A 17,000-nucleotide genomic window follows, 5' to 3' on the forward strand; every position below is an offset into this window, starting at 1 on the left:
GCTCGACCCGTCGTCCGCCGTCGGTCCTGCCCGGGGTGATGTGAGGCGAGGGCAGTCGTGGACTCCGGCGGCTCAGTTGGGTAGTTCGGCGTGGCGGACGTCTGTCGAGAAGATACAGGTCACTGCGCCGAGGCCGGCGATTGCCCCGAACACGGTGAAGGCCGCGGCCGTTCCGAAGCCTGCCGCCGCAGCGCCGAAGACCGGTAGGGCCAGGGGCCCGACACCAAAGCTCGCAAGGCTCAACAAGGACATCACCCGGCCCAGATAGCCGGGATGGCAAGCGGATTGCACGAGGGCGTAGGAGATGCCGCCGTTCAGTCCGAGGGCCAGGCCCCCGACGGCTCCGAGGGCAGCCGCGATCAGGGGGCTCGGGGCCAGGGCGAGCGAGGCGATCGAGGCCGAACCGGCAGCGAGCGACGCGATGTAGAAAGCACCGGGGCGCGGCAGCCGGCCCCAGGTCGTGAGCAGCAGCGCGCTCACAGCGGCTCCGATGCTGAACGTGCCGAGGGTCCAGCCGGCACCGGACGCACCCCAGTCCCGGTCACGCGCCAGCAGCACCACTCCGATGCTCAAGGGGGCGACGCAGCCGAGTTCGACGACGACCAGGGCAAGGACGAGCATGCGGACGAGTGGCTGTCTGCGCACGTACTGCAGCCCACTGGTCATCTCCTGCCACATTCCGGCAGCTTTGCCCCCTCGTGCCCCCTCCGCCTCCCCCTCTGCCGCCGTTTCCGGGTCGGGCTTCTGTACGGGCAGAGCGCGTATGCGCACGGTGAAGAGCAAGGTCAACGACAGTGCGAAGAGACCGCCGGCGACGGCGAACGCGGCGGCGGGTCCGCTCAGGGCCATCACCAGGCCGGCGAGCGGCGCCCCCAGACTGTTGCCCAACCTGACCGCCAGGGACCGCATGCCCTGGACTCGCAGGACCTGTTCGGCGTCGGCGAGCCGGGCCGGCAGCGCGCCCACCGCGGGAAGGAACAGGGCGTCGGCCACCCCGAAGACAAGAGCGACCGCGACGAGCAGCCAAAGACCCGGAGACGCCAGGGCGAGCGCTGCCGCTGCGGCGAGGATCACCGCGCAGCGCACCATGTCGCTGCCGATGATCACATAGTGGGGGCTGAAACGGTCCGCGATCACTCCGCCGCCCAGCATGAGCACGGCACGGGGAACGGCGCCGACCGCCATGACGACACTGACTTCCGCTGGTGCGGCAGTCCGGCTCGCCGCCCAGCCGAGAGCCAGGAAGAAGCAGCCGTTGCCCACGACCGAGGCGGTATAGGCAACCACCCAACGCCATACGTTGGGATCGCGGTGCGCCGGCTTCGCTAACTCGCCCCGCGCCGGGGTTTTGGTCGCTGGCATGCGGTCACTCCGGGTTCAGCGAGTTCATGCGACTGTCATGTGGTCGTCCTGCGGTTGCGGAACGCGATGCGCAGCACGGTCACCGGTGCCGCGTCGTCCGGTCGCAGGCAGGGGTCGTCGAGCCGCTCACCGTAGGAGCCGAGGATCTCCGAGAAGCGCTCGCCCACTTCGGTGAGTTCGGCGGCAGTCAGGTAGACGACGTCGTCGCCGAACCACTCCGCCCGGCGCCACTCGCCCGGTAGTTGGTGCCGGGTGTCGATCGCGTGCGTCATGTGCTCGAAGTAGCGCTGGGCCATGGCCGTGCTGAGTGCCTCGGCCGCCTCGCCTTCGGCGTTCTGCCAGTTGGTGTAGTGGGCCGTGGCGCGCCAGGGCTTCTCCCGGCCCTGACCGCCCTCGGCGTGTTCGACCAGACCGTACTTCGCGAGCGTCCGCAGGTGATAGGAGCAGCTCGCGACGGACTCGCCGGTGAGCTGCGCGGCGCGGGTCGCCGTGAAGGGCCCTTCGACCCGCAGCAGTGCGACCAGCTTCATGCGGGTCGGGTGGGCGTAGGCGCGCAGAGCGCGGGGGTCCGTGAGATGGACGGACCGCCGCAACCCCCCGGCTTCGTCGCCGGGCGTGATCTCAGCCATGCTTCTAAACATATCTTGCTAAAGAACCCTTTACAAGCGCCGCGGAGCCCCCCGAAAGGCCGCTGAGGTACGCCCGGTCCGGGCCGGTCCGGGCCGGGATGGCGTGGCGTCGCCGATCAGCCGGTGCCCGCTGATCCGGGGCGCCGCGCACCCGCAGAACGGCCCGCACGTCGGCCGTTACTCGTACCGGTGCTTCAGTGAATCCGCCTCCGCCTCCTCGATGTCGGCGATCGTCAGCTCCGGCATCCGCAGCTGGGCCAACATCACCTCGGCCGAGGTCGGCTGGGCGTCGGCCGGCAACCACCGTTCCGGCTTCCAGGCCCCGCTGCGCAGGAGCGACTTGGGGCAGTGCGGGTAGACCTCTTCGATCCCCAACACCAGGGCACTGGCCGGCGGTTTGCCCACGGCGGTCAGCTGCGACAGCAGTTCCGGGCGGGTGGAGACGCAGGCCCGGCCGTTCACCCTCAGCGTCGTGGTGCGGCCCGGGATGACGAACAGCAGCCCGGCCCGTCCGGTGGCGACGACGTTCCGCAGGGTGTCCAGACGCTTGTTGCCGGTCGCGTCTGGTACTGCCACCGTCCGTGAGTCCAAGACGGCGACGAATCCGGCGGGTCCGCCGCGCGGGGAAACGTCACAGTTGCCCTCGGCGTCCGCGCTGGCGACCAGGACCAGTGCGGAGCATTCGATCAACCGCCCTGTCTGTTCGGTGAGTTCGGTCATCTGCTTGCGTAAGGCCGTGTCCTTGGGTAGTTCGTAGACCCGGCGCAACGCCTCCTGGTCGGAAAGGGCGTCGAGGCGGAGCGAGTCGAAGGCACTGCTTGCATGGGGCTGTGTCATGCCCCGACCCTAAGAGGCGGACCTGGGACCGATCTCGGCAGGTGAATGCACCACACGAGCGACGTGAGGGTGAGCGCCGGCGGGTCCCTCTGTGGACCGGGCCCGCCGATGAGGTGTTGCGCGTGATCTCCGTCGGCGTGCCATGAGCGCAGCGTCAGGAACCGCTGGCTTCGGCCGGATGGTTGAGCCGGCAGCGGACGTCGACGATGCCCTCGACGGAGCCGGTGAGGCGTTCGGCCAGGGGGATCAGGTCGGGGTCCGCCACCCCGCCGGTCAGGGTGGCGATCCCTTGGACCACGGTGACCTCGACGGCTTCACGGGAGAGGGGGAAGAGGCGGTCCACGACGGTGTCGCGGATCTCGGTGGCGAGATCCTCGTCGGTGCGGAGGAAGACCTTGAGGAGGTCGGCCCGGCTGACGATGCCCTTGAGGGTGCCGTCGGCGTCGACGACCGGGAGGCGCTTGATGTGCCGGTCGGCCATGAGCCGGGCGGCCCGGGGCAAGGTCGCGTCGGGGCGGATCGTGACCGCCGGGTGGTCATCAGGTCCTCGGCGCGGGTGGAGCCCGCCTTGGCGGTGTCGCCGAGACGGCGCATCTGCTCGATCAGGCCCGGGCGGTGCTCGTGGAACTCCTCCTTGGGCAGGAGGTCGGCCTCGGAGACCACGCCGACGACGCGGCCCTCGCCCTCGATGACGGGGAGGGCGGTCACCTTCCACCGCTCCATCGCGGCGGCGATGTCCTTGAAGCCGGTCGAGGGGGTGACGGCGACGACCTTGCCGGTCATGACGTCGGCGACGGTGTACGGGGTGGAGGTCATGGCAGGGTCCTCAGTGTCGGTACGGGGGAGCAGGCGAGCGGGACGCCCGCTGTCGTGCGGGGCGGGGTGGGAGTGGGGGCCAGCAGGCCGACAGGGGCATGGCAGCAGCCCTCCTTTCGGAACGGATGCCGCCTCCACCGTCGCACCGGAGCGCCCCCTCTACCGGGGACCGACCGGTCCCCGGTAGAGGCCGACCGGCCCAAGCGGGACGGAGGGCCACGGGCACAGCCTGGCGGTGACCCCCCCTCCCGCACGGCAGACACAGAGAGAAGGCCGCGCCATGAAGGCTCTCGTCTTCCAGGGGCCCGGGCAGACCTCCTGGCATGACGTACCGGACCCTTCCATCAAGGACGCCGCCGACGCGATCGTCCGGGTCGACGCCGTCACCATCTGCGGCACCGACCTGCACATCGTCAAGGGCGACGTCCCCGACGTCACGCCCGGACGGATCCTGGGCCACGAGGCCGTCGGAACCGTCGTCGAGACGGGCGGCGACGTCCGCAGCGTCCGCCCCGGCGACCGCGTCCTGATCTCCTGCATCTCGGCTTGCGGCCGCTGCCGCTTCTGCCGGGAAGGGCACTACGGCCAGTGCCGCGGAGGCGGCGGCTGGGTCCTCGGCCACACCATCGACGGCACCCAGGCCGAGTACGTGCGCGTCCCCTTCGCAGACCTCTCCGTCCACCCGCTGCCCAGCGCCCTGGCCGGCCACGATGCCGTGCTGCTCGCTGACGTCTTCCCGACCTCCTACGAGGTCGGCGTGCTCAACGGCAACGTGCGCCCGGGCGACACCGTCGTCGTGGTCGGTGTCGGACCCGTCGGCCTGGCCGCCGTCGCCACGGCCCGGCTCTACAGCCCCGGGCGGATCATTGCCGTCGACCTCGCCGCCGCCCGGCTCGCGGCCGCGCGCGACCTGGGCGCCGATGCGACCGCGAGTGCGGACGAGGAGCCCGAGCGGCTGGTGGAGGACCTCACCGACGGGCTCGGGGCGGACGTGGTCATCGAGGCCGTCGGCGTGCCCGAGGCCTTCGAGATGTGCACCCGCATGGTCCGCCCGGGTGGGCGGGTCGCCAACATCGGGGTTCACGGCAAGCCCGCCGTCCTCCACCTCGAAGACCTGTGGATCAAGGACGTCACCATCACCACCGGCCTCGTCGACACCCGCTCCACCCCCGTGCTGCTGCGCATGATGGCCGCCGGCCGCCTGCCCGGGGCCGCGATGGTCACCCACCGGTTCGAGCTGGACCAGATGGAAAAGGCGTACGACGTCTTCTCCCGCGCCGGCGAAACCGGCGCCCTCAAAGTCGTGCTCAGCGGACCGCAGCACGACGCGGTCGCCGTACCGCCGCAGGAGCAGTGAGTGCATGTTCTGCACGTTCGGCACGCGGCGATCCTGCGGACTGAAGGAGTCCGCACCTTCGACGACGTGCGGCCAGCACTCCGGGCGCTGCGGGAGAAGGCGATCCGGTGCGCAGCCGTCCCGGCTTCCCGGAACGCCCGTTCCCTTCTGGAAGCCGCAGGACTCATCGGCTACTTCGACGCCCTGGTCGACGGACAGGACGCGGCCGCACTCGCCCTTCCGGGCAAACCCGACCCCGCCCCCTTCCTCGAAGCTGCCGGCCGGCTCGACGTGAATCCCGCACGCACCGTCGTCGTGGAGGACGCGCTCGCAGGCGTCGACGCGGGGCGCCGAGGCCGCTTCCGCCTGGTGGTGGGGCTCGACCGCGAGGGCGACCCGCGGATGCGGGACGCCCTGCACAGGTTCGGCGCCCAGCTCGTCCTCCCCGACCTCGGCGGACTGCCCGCCCCCCCCTCGAAGGGGGCCGCCGCCCGCGAACACCCCCTGGCGCTGGGGGTACCACCGCTACGACCCCAAGACCGGGCGGCTGGTCGATTCTCTGTGCACCCTGGGGAACGGCCGCTTCGCCACCCGCGGTTCGGCCCCCGAAAGCGTCGCCGACGGCATCCACTACCCCGGCACCTACCTCGCGGGCTGCCGGACGGCGCTCCCGGCCCTGGTAGCGTCGAAGAGAAGTTTCTGCCGCAGCGGTGCGGGCAGGGCCGCGGTCGGACGGCTGACGCAGACGGTCAACGGGGAGAGGTTGGAGATGGGGTCGAGCAGGACTGGAGTCAGGCGCGGTCCACCGAGGCAGGCCAGGCCACGATGCGGTTGAACTCGGGTCCTCCACCAGGCCCGTTGTTCCCCGGCGGGAACCAGGACCTCGCCTCGACGCCCGCGGAGAAGAAGGCCGCGGAGTACAGCGGGGAGCGGACCGGCTGGTTCGCCAACGACCCGATGGACGGGCTGCTCGGCGTGATGAGCCGCGACCCGGAGGCGTCCGCGTCCTACCTCAAGGACGAGGACCGCATGAAGCACCTCATGGAGCGCAACTGGGAGGTGGTGCTGGAGGCCAACGAGCACGGCAACTCCACCCAACTACTCCGCCGCGCTCGACAAGGACGACCGGGCGGGCTTCGCCGCGGCCCTGCAGGCCGGTGCCACCGGCATCGACCCGTCCGCGGAGAACCCGAAGTTCGTCGAGCACAGCGCCGACAACAAGGCCGTCTTCAAGAACGCGATCGAGCACTTTGCGAAGGCCGGCGACGACCTTCCCGAGTCGCTGCGCGAGCCGATGGCGAACGTCATGGTCAACCACGCCGGCACGGTGCACGAGGTCACCAGCGCCGTGGACATGCGCAACCTGCCGGTGCCGCAGAACGACATGTACGAGGTCATCAAGCAGGTCTCCAAGGACCAGGAGGCCTATGGGTCCCTGAACTACGGGATCAATCAGGCCATGGTCGCCGACATCCACGAGGCGGGCCAGAAGCACCCGGAGGAGTCGCTGCTGCAGGCCGGGCGCACGGTGGGCTTCCTGGAGCAGGCCCGCACCGAGGCGGTCGGACCTGCCGAGACGGCCGCCTGGGACGAGAAGTGGATGTTCGACACGGCGATCGGCTACCTGCCCGCCTACGACGCGGAGGTCCAGGCCGGCTTCGACTTCGTGGTCGACAAGTGGCTGGCGGACGAGCAGAAGCAGATCGACCAGGAGTACTCGGACAAGCGCTACGAGGCGTACGAGAAGCGCAACGGCCAGCTGATGGCGCTGACCGACGAGTGGATGAAGCAGCACGACAAGGACGGCGGCCAATACGAGTACCAGACCAAGGTCGACGAGGCTGCGGGGGCCGGTGCTGAGCGCGCCAAGGGCGTCACCACCCCGCCGAGCGGGGCTGCCGAATGAGGCGGACCGCGGCCGCCGGAGCCGGCGCGCTCACGGCGGTCACGGTCCTCGCGGCCTCGCTCGCCGGGTGCGGCGGCGGTTCGGAGGAGGACCGGGCGGTCCCGGAGAAGCTCTGCGGCACACCCGTCCCGGCGGGCCTGTCGAAGCCGCTGCTCGAACCCTACGGAAAGATCACCGAGTCCAGCCGGGTGGACCGGCAGAAGCCGCAGACGGCGCCGTGCGTGGTGGCGGTGGACGGCGAGCGGGCGCTCGCGTTCCGGTTCGCCTGGCATCCGGGAGCGCCGGAGGACCTGCTGGCGACGGCCCGGCAGAGCAGTGTGGTGGGGCTGACGGATCCGGCACGGGTGAACCTCGGGTTCGAGGACTCCGTCCTCGGCAACGAGGGCGCGACCGCCACCACGGCTTGCCGGACGCAGGCCGGAGACCACTTCACCCTCACGGTGATCGTGTCCCGGGCCGCCAAGGACAAGGCCGACCTGCGGCCCGCCGTGGAGAGGTTCATGCGCACGTACATGGCGGAGACCGTGAAGACCCTGAACTGCGCCTGAGCCGCCCGGAAGACGGAATGGTCCGATGAGCGCTACGCGCTCGACACCAGCCGGGCCGAGTGGGAGGGCCCGCCCGGGACCAGCCCCGACGAGGAGCGCATGGGGATCGCGAAGCTGCCGGGCGGTGTCGTATACCTGAGAGTGATGCTCTGGGGGTCCCGTGGTGGCGCCGGGGCCCGACAGCGTCCTACCCGAAGTACGTGACATGGAGGGCAGGGCTGCGGTGGCGAAGCGCTGGGTCCGGTACGTGATGCGGGTGATGCGGGTGATGGGGCATGAAACCGGCCACCTCGCGTAATCGGCTGTCGCGTATTCCTCAGTTGCTGAGGGCTTGTGGTCACCGTGAGTGGTCGCCGGGGGCGTAGTGGCGCCAGGTTCCTCCGGCCTCTTCGGCGAGGCGGGTCGTGGTGTCGTCGTTGTAGCCGAGCATCCGGGCGACCACGCCTGCCCGTGGCCCTCGCCGCAGTCCATGCAGCCCGGCCCGGGGCGATCTGCGCCCTGCAGCTCGACGACAACGTTCCTACTCCCGGATTTCCAGTACCTCGGTCACCGGGCGGCGCGGCGTGGCGGGCCCCGCGGGTCCGTAGCCGAGGCGGAGGACCATCTGTACGTGTCCCATGGCCGCGACCGGGTCGCGGACCGTCCACCGCAGCTCCGGCCATTCCAGGGGCTGGGAAGTCATCGAGGTGGCAAGGCCGTCGGCAGTGGCCTGGAGAAGGACGCGCTCCATCGCCTGGCCGGCGTGCAGCCAGTCGACCCTCGTGTCCCCCGCGGTGCCGAGCAGGGCCAACTGCGGCCGCTTCTCGAACACGGCCCGGCCACGATCCGGCATCGGCCCGGCCCGACCGAAGTCGCGTACGGGGGCGGGGCCTGCGGAACTCTTCGGTCCGAACGCGGTGGCGGGAACGCCGTCGCGGCGCCCGCCCGTGGCGCCCGGCACGGGGGAGACCCAGGTCGCGGTCTCCGCCCGGACGAGCGGATCGATCTCCTCGCGGTGCTCTGCGTCCCGGACCAGCCCGAGCACGGTGTCCAGGTGCCACGCGTCCGGGACGGTCAGTCGGCAGCCCTCCAAGCGGGCCGCGGCCACCAGGCCGTCCAGCAGTGCGGTGGGCACCGGCTCGTCGTCAAAGGGGTACCGGCTGGTGCGGCGACGCCGGACGGCGCCGTGCAAGGAGGCCAACTGGTGCTCCTCACCAGCGGTTCCGTCGACGGCCACCGTGGCGAGCAGCCACGGTTCGGAGTCGTCCGGCAAGAGTCGTACGCGTACGGGGAGGCCGTTCCAGGCCGCGGACACCCGCAGGTTGAACAGCGCCGCGGCGCAACCGAGCTGGAGGGCACGGTGATCCGGGTCGGTCCGCGTCATGGCGCGGTCCGGATCGCCGTACAGGGCCAGGGTTCCGCTGCCCGCACGGAACACGAACTTCCACGGCTGGGCATTGTGCATGGACGGGGCGGTGACGGCGTCGTCGACGAGTCGGGCCACGGCGGCGGGATCGAGAGGTGCGACGGTCATGGGACTGGTCCTGTCTGTACGGCCTCATTCGTGCTGTTCGGCATCGGCATCCGCATCGGCATCCGCGCGGGGTGCGGCACGGTGCTACCGGGGGTCACCGGGCGGGCATCTCCTCATGCGGGTACCGGGGTGGTGAAGTCCGCCTTGACGTCCACAAGGCGCTTGAGGTGTCTGCGGGCCATCGAGCGCGCGCCGGCCACCTTTCCGTCCTGGTCCAGGACGGGGAGCGCGCTGACGTTCCACATCCGCAGCGCTGCCACGACGTCCTTGAACGCGGTGTTCCGCTCGACGGAGATCGCGGCGCGCGTCATGACGTCCTCGACGGTGCGCAGGTGCTTCATGGCGTGACTTCTTTCGTGCGGTCCGGGGCCGCCTCACCACGGCATCGCGTGGCGGGCGCGGTCGGCGTGAGCGGTTGCCGTGTCGTCGGTGCGGGCGGTCACCTGGGACGCCACCGCGACGACCCCGTCGAGGCGCTCGACGAGGCCGAGGAGTGCAGCGAGCTGACTCCGCAGCTCGACACGGCCGTCCAGGGTGACGATGCCGTCGACCACGTGGACCTCGACGTCATCGGCCGGCAGGCCCAGGACCTCCACGAGGACCTCGTCGGTGACGCGTCGGCGTATCTCGGAGTCCGGGCGCAGGAACGTGCGGAGCAGGTCACGGCGGGTGACGATGCCGACGAGCCGGTCCTCCACGTCCACGACGGGGAGACGTTCGATGCTCCGGCGGGTCATCAGCCGCGCGGCGTCAGCCACCGTCTCTTCGGCGTGGACGGTGACCGCGGGCGCGGACATGACGTCGCCCGCGGTGGGCGGTCCCGTCCCCGAGTCGTCCTGCCGGGAGCCGCGGGGGCCCGTTGTACGGGGGTCCGCCGTGTGGGCCAGCAGGTCCGTTCGGGAAACGACACCCACCACGCGGTCCTCGTCGTCCAGGACGGGGACTCCCGAGATGTCGTACTGGGCGAGGAGCTTCGCGACGTCCTTGAAAGCGGTGACCGGGGCCACGGAGACGACCTCGTCGGTCATCAGGTCCGCCACTTTGATGCGCTTCATGAGGCCCTCCTGCTCCGCCGCGTCACGCGAGGCCGGTCCCCGGTGTTGGACGTGCCCCCACCATCCACCGACCCCCGCCCGGTGATCGAGGGCCGAACGGTCCCGTCCCGGACCGAAAGGGACCCGGAAGACACGGGGGACGATGGGGCCCTTCGGCCCCCCCTCGGCTGTCCCGGGCGGCCCTCTGCCCGGAGCGCCGACGGTGGCAGCGTGAGGGGTGTCCTTCATCGGATCCTCGGTTGGGAGGAATCGTGGAAAGTACCTTCCGCGCTCCGGACACCAGCTCGGTCATCGTCGGCGTGGACGGCTCGGAGTCGGCGCGCAGCGCCGCCCTGTGGGCTGCCGAGGAGGCGGTGCGCCGTGACCGTCCCCTCCACGTCGTGTACGGGGCCGACACCGACGGCAGGGGCCTGTACCTGTCGGCGGAAACCGTGGAGATGGTCCGCTTCCGCGGTCGGGAGTTGCTGGACGACACGGCGAAGGCCGTGGCGGCCGAGTACCCCGACCTGAACGTGACCACCGAGTTCAGCCGGGCTGACGCCGTCACCGCCCTGCACCGGGCCGCCGGCCGCCACGGCACGGTCGTGGTGGGCCACCGGGGCCTGGGCGGATTCAACTCCCTCCTGCTCGGATCGGTGGGGCTGGGCACCGCGGCCGTCGCCATGACCCCCGTCATCGTCGTACGAGGCACCCACGGGGCCGAGGAGACCGGCACGGTCCTCGCCGCCGTGCGCGACGAGCACGACGTCCAGATCGCCCGGTACGCCGCCCGGGAAGCCGAGTTGCGGGGGGCCTCCCTGCGGCTGCTGCACGTGTGGAACATCCTCCAGTCCGTCGGCGAGGTGGTCAGCATGCTCGACGGCGTCGTCGAGATCGCGAGCGGCCACGAAGAGACCCTGCGGGCCGCCACGGACGCGATCCGCGGTGAATTCCCCGACCTGGAGATCCAGACCGACGCGGAGAAGAGCATCTCCGTCGCCGGAGTCCTGGTCGAGGCCTCCCGCCACGCCGACCTGCTCGTCATGGGCGGCCGCCGGGCCCCCGGACCCCTCGGACTCGCCCCCAACCTGGGCAGGGCCACGCACAGCCTGCTGCACCACGCGCACTGCCCCGTCCTCCTCGTCCCCCGGACCGGCGCCGATTCCGGGAGCCGGGCGTGAACGGCCATCAGCCGGGAAGACACGGCATCGTCGTGGGTATCGACCCGGATCGGGAACGACACCTTCCGCTGGCCTGGGCCGCCGACGAAGCCCACCGGCGCCGGCTCCCGCTGCGCCTGGTCCTCGCGGTACCACCCCGGCACGACGCCCTCACGTCGACGACGCTCCCGGCCGGAACGACACCCCCGAGGCGAGCGTCACCGGTGGGCCCGGTGATCACCGGGCCCACCGACCGACCCGGGCCGAGGGCCGACCGCTGACCGCCGACCGTCGACCGGCCCGTTAGGGCCGCTACGAGTGGGAAGGCCCTCCGGCCCGGGGATACGGTGGAGGCGACGGCCCCCGTCGCCCTCGTTGCCGGCCGGAGGTGGGGCATGAGCGCATGCGACCAGCCCGCCCGCAGCGGTGTGCCACGCCTGCGGCTCGACGAGCTGCTGGACGAACTCAAGGTGCGGATCGACGAGGTCAGGGGAACCGCGACCGGTTGAACGGCCTGCTCGAAGCCGTCATGTCGGTGGGCCGGGAACTCGACCTTCCCCAGGTGCTCCGCGGCATCGTCGAGGCCGCCGTGCTGCTCGTGGACGCCGAGTACGGGGCCCTCGGCGTCGTCGGGGACGACAAGAAGCTGGCCGAGTTCCTGCCCGTCGGCGTCAGCGACGGCCTCCGCACCCAGATCGGGGCCCTGCCGTCCGGCCACGGCATCCTCGGTGAGCTGATCCGCCACCCCGAGCCGCTCCGGCTGTCGGAGCTGTCCGAGCACCCGGCCTCGTACGGCTTCCCGGCCCACCCCGCCGATGCACTCCTTCCTCGGAGTCCCGATCCGGGTCCGCGAGGAGGTCTTCGGCAACCTTTATCTGACCGAGAAGCGCGGCGGAGCCGAGTTCGACGCCGAGGACGAGGCGGTGTTGTCCACCCTCGCCGTCGCAGCCGGCATCGCCATCGAGAACGCCCGGCTCTTCGAAGAAGTCCGACTGCGCGAGCGCTGGCTGGAGGCCGGCTCCGACATCACCAGCGCCCTGCTCTCCGGAGCACCCGAGGACGAGGTCCTCCAGGGCATGCTGGAGCGCGTCAACAACATCACCGGCGCTGACATGGGCGTCTTCTACCTGCTCGGCGCCGCCGGCGAGCTGAGGGGCTCGCTCGCCCTCGGGGAGGCGGCCGAGGCGCACCGCGGGATCGTCTTGCCCCGCACCCGGGGCACCCTCGCCGAGGCCGCACTGGCCCGCGACGGCCTCATCACGGTTCCCGACGTGGCCACCGACGGGCGCGTGACCGTGCAACCGGAGAGGTGGGCGGGCTTCGGCCCGGCGGTCGCCGTCACCGTCGGCACCAAGGAACGGCTCAGCGGCGTCCTGATTCTGGCCCGCCGGCACGGTCGCCCCCTGTTCGCCGCCGCCGAAGTCGCCGCGCTGCCGGGGTTCGCGGGTCAGGCCGCCCTCGCGCTGGAGCTCGCCGACCGGCGCCGCGACGCCGAGCAGCTGAGCCTGCTGGAGGATCACGACCGCATCGCCCGCGACCTGCACGACCTGGCCATCCAGCGCCTCTTCGCCACCGGCATGACCCTCCAGAGCGCACAGCGCTTCGTCGACCACCCCCAGGCGTCCGAACGCCTCGCACGCGCCGTGGACGACCTGGACGCCACCATCAAGATCATCCGTTCCACCATCTTCGGACTCCGCGAGCACCGGGCCCCCGGTGAGGCGGCCGCGCTGCGCACCCGCCTGGTCCGGGCCCTGGACGAGGCCGCCGCGGCCCTGGGCTTCGCCCCGGCCCTACGGACGGAGGGACTGATCGACACCGACGTACCGTCGGCCGTCGCGGACGAGGCCCTCGCCGTGGTGGGGGAAGCCCTCACCAACGTCGCCCGCCATGCCCGGGCCACACGGGCAGAGGTCTCGATCACCGCGGCCGAGGGGAACCTGACCGTCACCGTGACCGACAACGGCGTCGGCCTGTCCGCGGGCGGCCGGCGCAGCGGACTGCGGAACCTGACCGAGCGTGCCGAAGGACTGGGTGGCCGGATGGAGGTCGCGGGACGGGACGACGGGGAGCGGGGCACCTGCCTGGAGTGGAAGGTGCCACTGGTTCCGCCGACGGGGTGACCCTACGAGGTGACCGTCGTCAGTGCTCCTCCTACTTCGCCGTCCCGGCGTTGTGCTCGTGCACTTGGGCGGCGATGACGGCGGCCTGGACCCGCCGCTCGACGCCGAGTTTGCCCAGCAGCCGTGAGATGTGGTTCTTGACCGTCTTTTCGGACAAGTAGAGCTGCTTGGCGATCTGCCGGTTGGTGAGGCCGTCGCCGATGAGTTCGAGGACGGCCCGCTCCCGTTCGGACAGGGCCGCCAGGCGGGCGTCTTCCGGTGGCTTCGCCGCTTCAGGGGCGCGCAGGGAGCGCATCAGACGGGCGGTGGTCGCGGGGTCCAGCATCGACTGGCCCGTGGCCACCGTGCGCACGGCCGAGACCAGGTCGGAGCCCTTGATCTGCTTCAGCACGTAGCCGGCGGCACCCGCCATGATCGCGTCCAGCAGGGCGTCCTCGTCGTCGAACGAGGTCAGCATCAGACAGGCCAGGCCCGGCATGCGCGAGCGGAGCTCGCGGCAGACGGTGATGCCGTCGCCGTCGGGCAGCCGCACGTCGAGTACGGCGACGTCCGGACGGAGCGCCAGCCCGCGGACCAGTGCCTGCTCGGCGGTGCCGGCTTCGCCCACGACGACGATGTCCGGCTCTGCGTCCAGGAGGTCTCGCAGCCCGCGCCGGACCACCTCGTGGTCGTCGAGGAGGAACACCTTGACCGGCGCTTCGGAGGAGGCGTTCGGATCATCGGACATGATCGCCCCTGGTTCGGTCCGTTCCATGCGTTTCCAACGGAATTGTCTCAGGAAGGTGGGCGACGCACCTGGCGGCCGGCAGCAAGGCACGCTAGCCACGCCGGGCAGAGATGACGGTGTCCGTGCCGTCCGTGCTCGCCTTGCTGTCCAGCTCCATCCGGACGTCCACGACGCCCTCGACCGCGCGCACGGCCCGGGCGAGCAGGGGGATCAGGGCCCGGTCCCGCAGTGGGCCGCGCAAGGTGACCACGCCGTCCTGCACGGCGCATGCCAAGGCCACCTCGGGCGCCAGGTCGGCGAGCACGCTCTGGCGGATCTCCTCCTCCACCTCCTCGTCGGGCCGCAGGAACACCTTCAGCAGGTCGCTGCGACTGACCACGCCCTCCAGCGCGCCGAGCGCGTCCACCACGGGCAGGCGCTTGACGTGCTTGCGGGCCATGATCCGGGCGGCTTCGGCGACGGGCGCGTCGGGGTGCACGGTGATCGCCGGACTCGACATGAGCTCCTCGGCCAGAACCGCGCCGGCCTTCGAAGCCTCCTCCAACTGCTCGGGCAGCGCGGGTTCCGTACGCCGGAACTCCTCCTTCGGCAGCAGGTCCGCCTCGGAGACCACGCCGACGACGCGGCCCTCGCCCTCCAGGACGGGGACCGCGCTGACGTTCCACTGGTGCATCAGCTCGACGATCTCCTTGTACGACGCCTCGCGGCCGATGGCGATGGCGGTGTGCGTCATGACGTCACTGACGGTGTAGCGGGATGCGGGCATGACCGGCTCCTTCGCCGTGCGGACGATCGGGCGATCGGACCATCAGAGGGAATTGCCGCTGCCGTGAGGTGCGTACAGATCGAGGAGGCGCACGCGGGCGGCCTGCAGTCGGTGGGCGAGGACCTGCCCGACCCAATGGCCGAGGGCAGAGCCGAAAGCGGTGTCGGCGTCCATCAGCATCCGCACGCGCGCCGCGTAGAGACGCGTCCCCTCGGCGAAGTTGACCTCTCTGGCCAGCTCCAGCAGACGGGAACGGCAGTCGGCGGGCAGCGCCGCGGAGAAGCGGGCGGGTGACGGGGTGCTCATGAGCGGCCTCCTGTTCGAGTCCGTCTTCAGTCTCGTCGTTCCCGCCGGTCCCGGGCATGGGCCCACCGGTCCCGGCTGCGGGCCGACCGGTCCATGCCGGGGGCCGGCGCAGCCGGAGATCCTGGCAGCGGACGGCCGGCGGCCGGCGCGCTCGCGCGCTTCACCTGCGTGCAGTCCTCCGCCCGGCACGATGGTGAGCCGCAGCCCCGCACGGAGTCCCGGAGGTGCCATGCCCCAGCACGGACGGATCGCGGCGGTCCCGCCCGCCTTCCGTGGCTACGGGAGGAACTGGCTACGGGGCGACGCCCTGGCCGGGATCACGGTCGCCGCCTACCTGGTTCCCCAGGTCATGGCGTACGCGGGGGTGGCAGGTCTGCCCCCGGTCGTCGGCCTGTGGGCCGTGCTGCCCGCCATGGCCCTCTACGCCCTGAGCGGTACCTCGCGCCTGCTGTCCGTCGGACCGGAGTCGACCACCGCCCTCATGACCGCCGTGGCCGTCGGACCGTTGGCAGCGGGCGACCCCGCGCGTTACGCGGTGCTCGCGGCAGCCCTGGCGCTCGTCGTCGGCCTGCTCGCTCTGGTCGCACGGGCCGTCCGGCTCGGCTTCCTGGCCGATCTCCTCTCCAGGCCCGTGCTCGTCGGCTACCTGGCCGGAGTCGCCTTCATCATGATCGTGGACCAGCTGCCCCGCCTCACCGGCACCAGCGGTAGCGGATCGGGATTCTTCCCCCAGCTCTCGTCGTTCCTCCGCCACATCGGCGACCTCCACGGGCCCACGACGCTGATGGCCGCGGGCTGTCTGCTCCTGCTGTTCACCCTGCCCCTGCTACGGCGGCCCCTGCCCGGACCGCTCGTCGTCCTCGTCCTGTCCACGGTGGTGGTGGCCGTCTTCGCGCTGGACGCGGACCAGGGGATCGACGTCATCGGCACGGTCCCGACCGGCCTGCCCTCCTTCGCCCTGCCCCGGCCGGCCGACCTCGCCGACCTGGTGCTGCCGGCCCTCGGCGTGCTCCTGGTCGGCTACACCGACGTCGTCCTCACCGCACGCGCCTTCGCCCGGCACGACGACCCACAGCCCTTGGACGCCAACCGGGAGCTGCTGGCCCTCGGCGCGGCGAACCTCGGCGCCGGACTCCTCCAGGGCTTCCCGGTCAGCAGCAGTGCCAGCCGCACCGCCCTCGCGGACTCTTCGGGAGCCCGCACCCAGGCGTACTCCCTCGTGGGCGCCGCCTGCGTGGCCGCCGTCCTCCTCTTCCTCGCCCCGCTGCTCAGCCACACCCCCTCCGCCGCACTCGGCGCCATCGTCGTCTATGCCGCCGTACGCCTGGTCGAAGTGAGCGAGTTCCGCAGGCTCGCGGCCTTCCGCCGCCGCGAGTTCCTGCTCGCCCTCGGCTGCGGTCTCGGCGTCCTCGCCTTCGGCATCCTGTACGGCGTGCTCCTCGCCGTGGCGCTGTCCGTCGCCGAACTCCTCACCCGGGTCGCCCGCCCCCACGACGCGGTCGAGGGGATGGTGCTCGGTCTGGCCGGCATGCACGACATCGACGACTATCCGTCCGCGCGCACCGTGCCCGGTCTCCTCATCTACCGCTACGACTCACCGCTGTTCTTCGCCAACGCCGAGGACTTCCGCCGCCGGGCGCTGGCCTCGGTCGCTGCCCAGGAAGACCCCGTCCACTGGTTCGTCCTGAACACCGAGGCCAACGTCGAGGTCGACATCACCGCCCTCGACGCCGTCGAGGCCCTGCGCTCGGAACTCGCCCGCCGGGACATCGTGTTCGCACTCGCCCGCGTCAAACAGGACCTGCGCCGCCCCCTCGACGCCTACGGCCTGACGTCCGCCGTCGGCCCGGAGCGCATCTTCCCCACGCTCCCCACCGCCGTCGCCGCCTACCAGGACTGGCGACGCGCCACGGGACACGACCCGGCCCTTTGACGGG

General features: G+C 71.5%; 16 protein-coding genes and 3 pseudogenes. 8 read left to right on the forward strand and 11 right to left on the reverse strand.

All coding sequences use genetic code 11. From position 1 onward, the window contains the following. Positions 1 to 72 precede the first annotated feature (72 nt). From OG207_RS38300 to OG207_RS38315, 4 genes and pseudogenes are all read right to left on the reverse strand, one after another. Positions 73 to 1,287: an MFS transporter gene (locus OG207_RS38300; protein WP_329105434.1), complete on the reverse strand. Its 1,215-nt coding sequence runs from the start codon at positions 1,285 to 1,287 to the stop codon at positions 73 to 75. Positions 1,288 to 1,397: 110 nt separating this feature from the next. After that, the gene (locus OG207_RS38305) at positions 1,398 to 1,991 is read right to left on the reverse strand and encodes a winged helix-turn-helix domain-containing protein (protein ID WP_329105436.1); all 594 of its coding nucleotides are present in this window, start codon (positions 1,989 to 1,991) and stop codon (positions 1,398 to 1,400) included. A gap of 177 nt (positions 1,992 to 2,168) precedes the next feature. After that, positions 2,169 to 2,828, reverse strand: coding sequence for an MSMEG_1061 family FMN-dependent PPOX-type flavoprotein (locus tag OG207_RS38310; protein WP_329105438.1), 660 nt, complete (start codon positions 2,826 to 2,828; stop codon positions 2,169 to 2,171). Positions 2,829 to 2,982: 154 nt separating this feature from the next. Then, positions 2,983 to 3,644: pseudogene (locus OG207_RS38315) on the reverse strand (CBS domain-containing protein). A 280-nt stretch (positions 3,645 to 3,924) separates the two neighbouring features. Between OG207_RS38315 and OG207_RS38320 the strand changes: the two are divergent. The 3 genes and pseudogenes from OG207_RS38320 to OG207_RS44170 all read left to right on the forward strand — a co-directional run bounded on the left by OG207_RS38320 (position 3,925) and on the right by OG207_RS44170 (position 5,815). After that, positions 3,925 to 5,001 (forward strand): alcohol dehydrogenase catalytic domain-containing protein, encoded by a 1,077-nt coding sequence (locus tag OG207_RS38320; RefSeq protein ID WP_329105441.1) that lies wholly within the window; start codon positions 3,925 to 3,927, stop codon positions 4,999 to 5,001. Beyond that, positions 5,002 to 5,340: pseudogene (locus tag OG207_RS38325) on the forward strand (HAD family hydrolase); the annotation flags it as partial. It lies immediately after the preceding gene. Next, positions 5,276 to 5,815 (forward strand): hypothetical protein, encoded by a 540-nt coding sequence (locus OG207_RS44170; protein WP_443072879.1) that lies wholly within the window; start codon positions 5,276 to 5,278, stop codon positions 5,813 to 5,815. The pseudogene OG207_RS38325 and the gene OG207_RS44170, both read left to right, overlap by 65 nt. Here the strand turns inward: OG207_RS44170 and OG207_RS38335 are convergent. Continuing rightward, positions 5,772 to 5,930, reverse strand: coding sequence for a hypothetical protein (locus OG207_RS38335; protein WP_329105443.1), 159 nt, complete (start codon positions 5,928 to 5,930; stop codon positions 5,772 to 5,774). The genes OG207_RS44170 and OG207_RS38335 overlap by 44 nt on opposite strands. A gap of 356 nt (positions 5,931 to 6,286) precedes the next feature. Here OG207_RS38335 and OG207_RS38340 point away from each other — a divergent pair, with 356 nt between their 5' ends. Together OG207_RS38340 and OG207_RS38345 are read left to right on the forward strand one after the other, a co-directional pair. After that, positions 6,287 to 6,886 (forward strand): hypothetical protein, encoded by a 600-nt coding sequence (locus OG207_RS38340; protein ID WP_329105445.1) that lies wholly within the window; start codon positions 6,287 to 6,289, stop codon positions 6,884 to 6,886. After that, positions 6,883 to 7,434, forward strand: coding sequence for a hypothetical protein (locus OG207_RS38345; RefSeq protein WP_329105447.1), 552 nt, complete (start codon positions 6,883 to 6,885; stop codon positions 7,432 to 7,434). Before OG207_RS38340 ends, OG207_RS38345 begins: the two co-directional genes overlap by 4 nt. 520 nt (positions 7,435 to 7,954) lie before the next feature. Here OG207_RS38345 and OG207_RS38355 read toward each other — a convergent pair. The 3 genes from OG207_RS38355 to OG207_RS38365 all read right to left on the reverse strand — a co-directional run bounded on the left by OG207_RS38355 (position 7,955) and on the right by OG207_RS38365 (position 10,002). Next, positions 7,955 to 8,947, reverse strand: coding sequence for an Acg family FMN-binding oxidoreductase (locus tag OG207_RS38355; protein ID WP_329105450.1), 993 nt, complete (start codon positions 8,945 to 8,947; stop codon positions 7,955 to 7,957). Positions 8,948 to 9,060: 113 nt separating this feature from the next. After that, entirely contained in the window at positions 9,061 to 9,288 is a 228-nt protein-coding gene (locus OG207_RS38360) for a CBS domain-containing protein (protein ID WP_329105452.1), read from the reverse strand. A 33-nt stretch (positions 9,289 to 9,321) separates the two neighbouring features. Continuing rightward, positions 9,322 to 10,002 carry a CBS domain-containing protein gene (locus tag OG207_RS38365; RefSeq protein WP_329105454.1) on the reverse strand — a complete coding sequence of 227 codons (681 nt, stop codon included), beginning with the start codon at positions 10,000 to 10,002 and terminating at the stop codon, positions 9,322 to 9,324. Between the two features lie 251 nt (positions 10,003 to 10,253). Here OG207_RS38365 and OG207_RS38370 point away from each other — a divergent pair, with 251 nt between their 5' ends. Continuing rightward, complete coding sequence (locus tag OG207_RS38370; protein WP_329105456.1) at positions 10,254 to 11,162, forward strand: universal stress protein; 909 nt, start codon at positions 10,254 to 10,256, stop codon at positions 11,160 to 11,162. Positions 11,163 to 11,536: 374 nt separating this feature from the next. Further along, positions 11,537 to 13,264 (forward strand): annotated as a pseudogene (locus OG207_RS44175) (GAF domain-containing protein). A gap of 31 nt (positions 13,265 to 13,295) precedes the next feature. Here the strand turns inward: OG207_RS44175 and OG207_RS38390 are convergent. The 3 genes from OG207_RS38390 to OG207_RS38400 all read right to left on the reverse strand — a co-directional run bounded on the left by OG207_RS38390 (position 13,296) and on the right by OG207_RS38400 (position 15,063). Further along, on the reverse strand, positions 13,296 to 13,991 hold the full coding sequence (locus OG207_RS38390; RefSeq protein WP_329105458.1) for a response regulator transcription factor: 696 nt from the start codon (positions 13,989 to 13,991) through the stop codon (positions 13,296 to 13,298). 91 nt (positions 13,992 to 14,082) lie between these two features. Next, complete coding sequence (locus OG207_RS38395) at positions 14,083 to 14,757, reverse strand: CBS domain-containing protein (RefSeq protein ID WP_329105460.1); 675 nt, start codon at positions 14,755 to 14,757, stop codon at positions 14,083 to 14,085. 42 nt (positions 14,758 to 14,799) lie between these two features. Then, on the reverse strand, positions 14,800 to 15,063 hold the full coding sequence (locus OG207_RS38400) for a hypothetical protein (protein WP_329105462.1): 264 nt from the start codon (positions 15,061 to 15,063) through the stop codon (positions 14,800 to 14,802). A 229-nt stretch (positions 15,064 to 15,292) separates the two neighbouring features. On the opposite strand from OG207_RS38400, the gene OG207_RS38405 reads away from it, so the two are divergent. After that, positions 15,293 to 16,996, forward strand: coding sequence for a SulP family inorganic anion transporter (locus OG207_RS38405; protein WP_329105464.1), 1,704 nt, complete (start codon positions 15,293 to 15,295; stop codon positions 16,994 to 16,996). Positions 16,997 to 17,000 lie beyond the last annotated feature (4 nt).

The organism is Streptomyces sp. NBC_01439, from assembly GCF_036227605.1.
In the GTDB taxonomy this organism is placed as follows: domain Bacteria; phylum Actinomycetota; class Actinomycetes; order Streptomycetales; family Streptomycetaceae; genus Streptomyces.

What these genes read in the sequence shown, in the direction of transcription:
- OG207_RS38305 (WP_329105436.1), bottom strand. Translation starts at nt 1,991, where the DNA reads ATGGCTGAGATCACGCCCGGCGACGAAGCCGGGGGGTTGCGGCGGTCC.
- OG207_RS38310 (WP_329105438.1), bottom strand. Translation starts at nt 2,828, where the DNA reads ATGACACAGCCCCATGCAAGCAGTGCCTTCGACTCGCTCCGCCTCGAC.
- OG207_RS38320 (WP_329105441.1), top strand. Translation starts at nt 3,925, where the DNA reads ATGAAGGCTCTCGTCTTCCAGGGGCCCGGGCAGACCTCCTGGCATGAC.
- OG207_RS38340 (WP_329105445.1), top strand. Translation starts at nt 6,287, where the DNA reads ATGGTCAACCACGCCGGCACGGTGCACGAGGTCACCAGCGCCGTGGAC.
- OG207_RS38345 (WP_329105447.1), top strand. Translation starts at nt 6,883, where the DNA reads ATGAGGCGGACCGCGGCCGCCGGAGCCGGCGCGCTCACGGCGGTCACG.
- OG207_RS38355 (WP_329105450.1), bottom strand. Translation starts at nt 8,947, where the DNA reads ATGACCGTCGCACCTCTCGATCCCGCCGCCGTGGCCCGACTCGTCGAC.
- OG207_RS38360 (WP_329105452.1), bottom strand. Translation starts at nt 9,288, where the DNA reads ATGAAGCACCTGCGCACCGTCGAGGACGTCATGACGCGCGCCGCGATC.
- OG207_RS38365 (WP_329105454.1), bottom strand. Translation starts at nt 10,002, where the DNA reads ATGAAGCGCATCAAAGTGGCGGACCTGATGACCGACGAGGTCGTCTCC.
- OG207_RS38390 (WP_329105458.1), bottom strand. Translation starts at nt 13,991, where the DNA reads ATGTCCGATGATCCGAACGCCTCCTCCGAAGCGCCGGTCAAGGTGTTC.
- OG207_RS38395 (WP_329105460.1), bottom strand. Translation starts at nt 14,757, where the DNA reads ATGCCCGCATCCCGCTACACCGTCAGTGACGTCATGACGCACACCGCC.
- OG207_RS38400 (WP_329105462.1), bottom strand. Translation starts at nt 15,063, where the DNA reads ATGAGCACCCCGTCACCCGCCCGCTTCTCCGCGGCGCTGCCCGCCGAC.
- OG207_RS38405 (WP_329105464.1), top strand. Translation starts at nt 15,293, where the DNA reads ATGCCCCAGCACGGACGGATCGCGGCGGTCCCGCCCGCCTTCCGTGGC.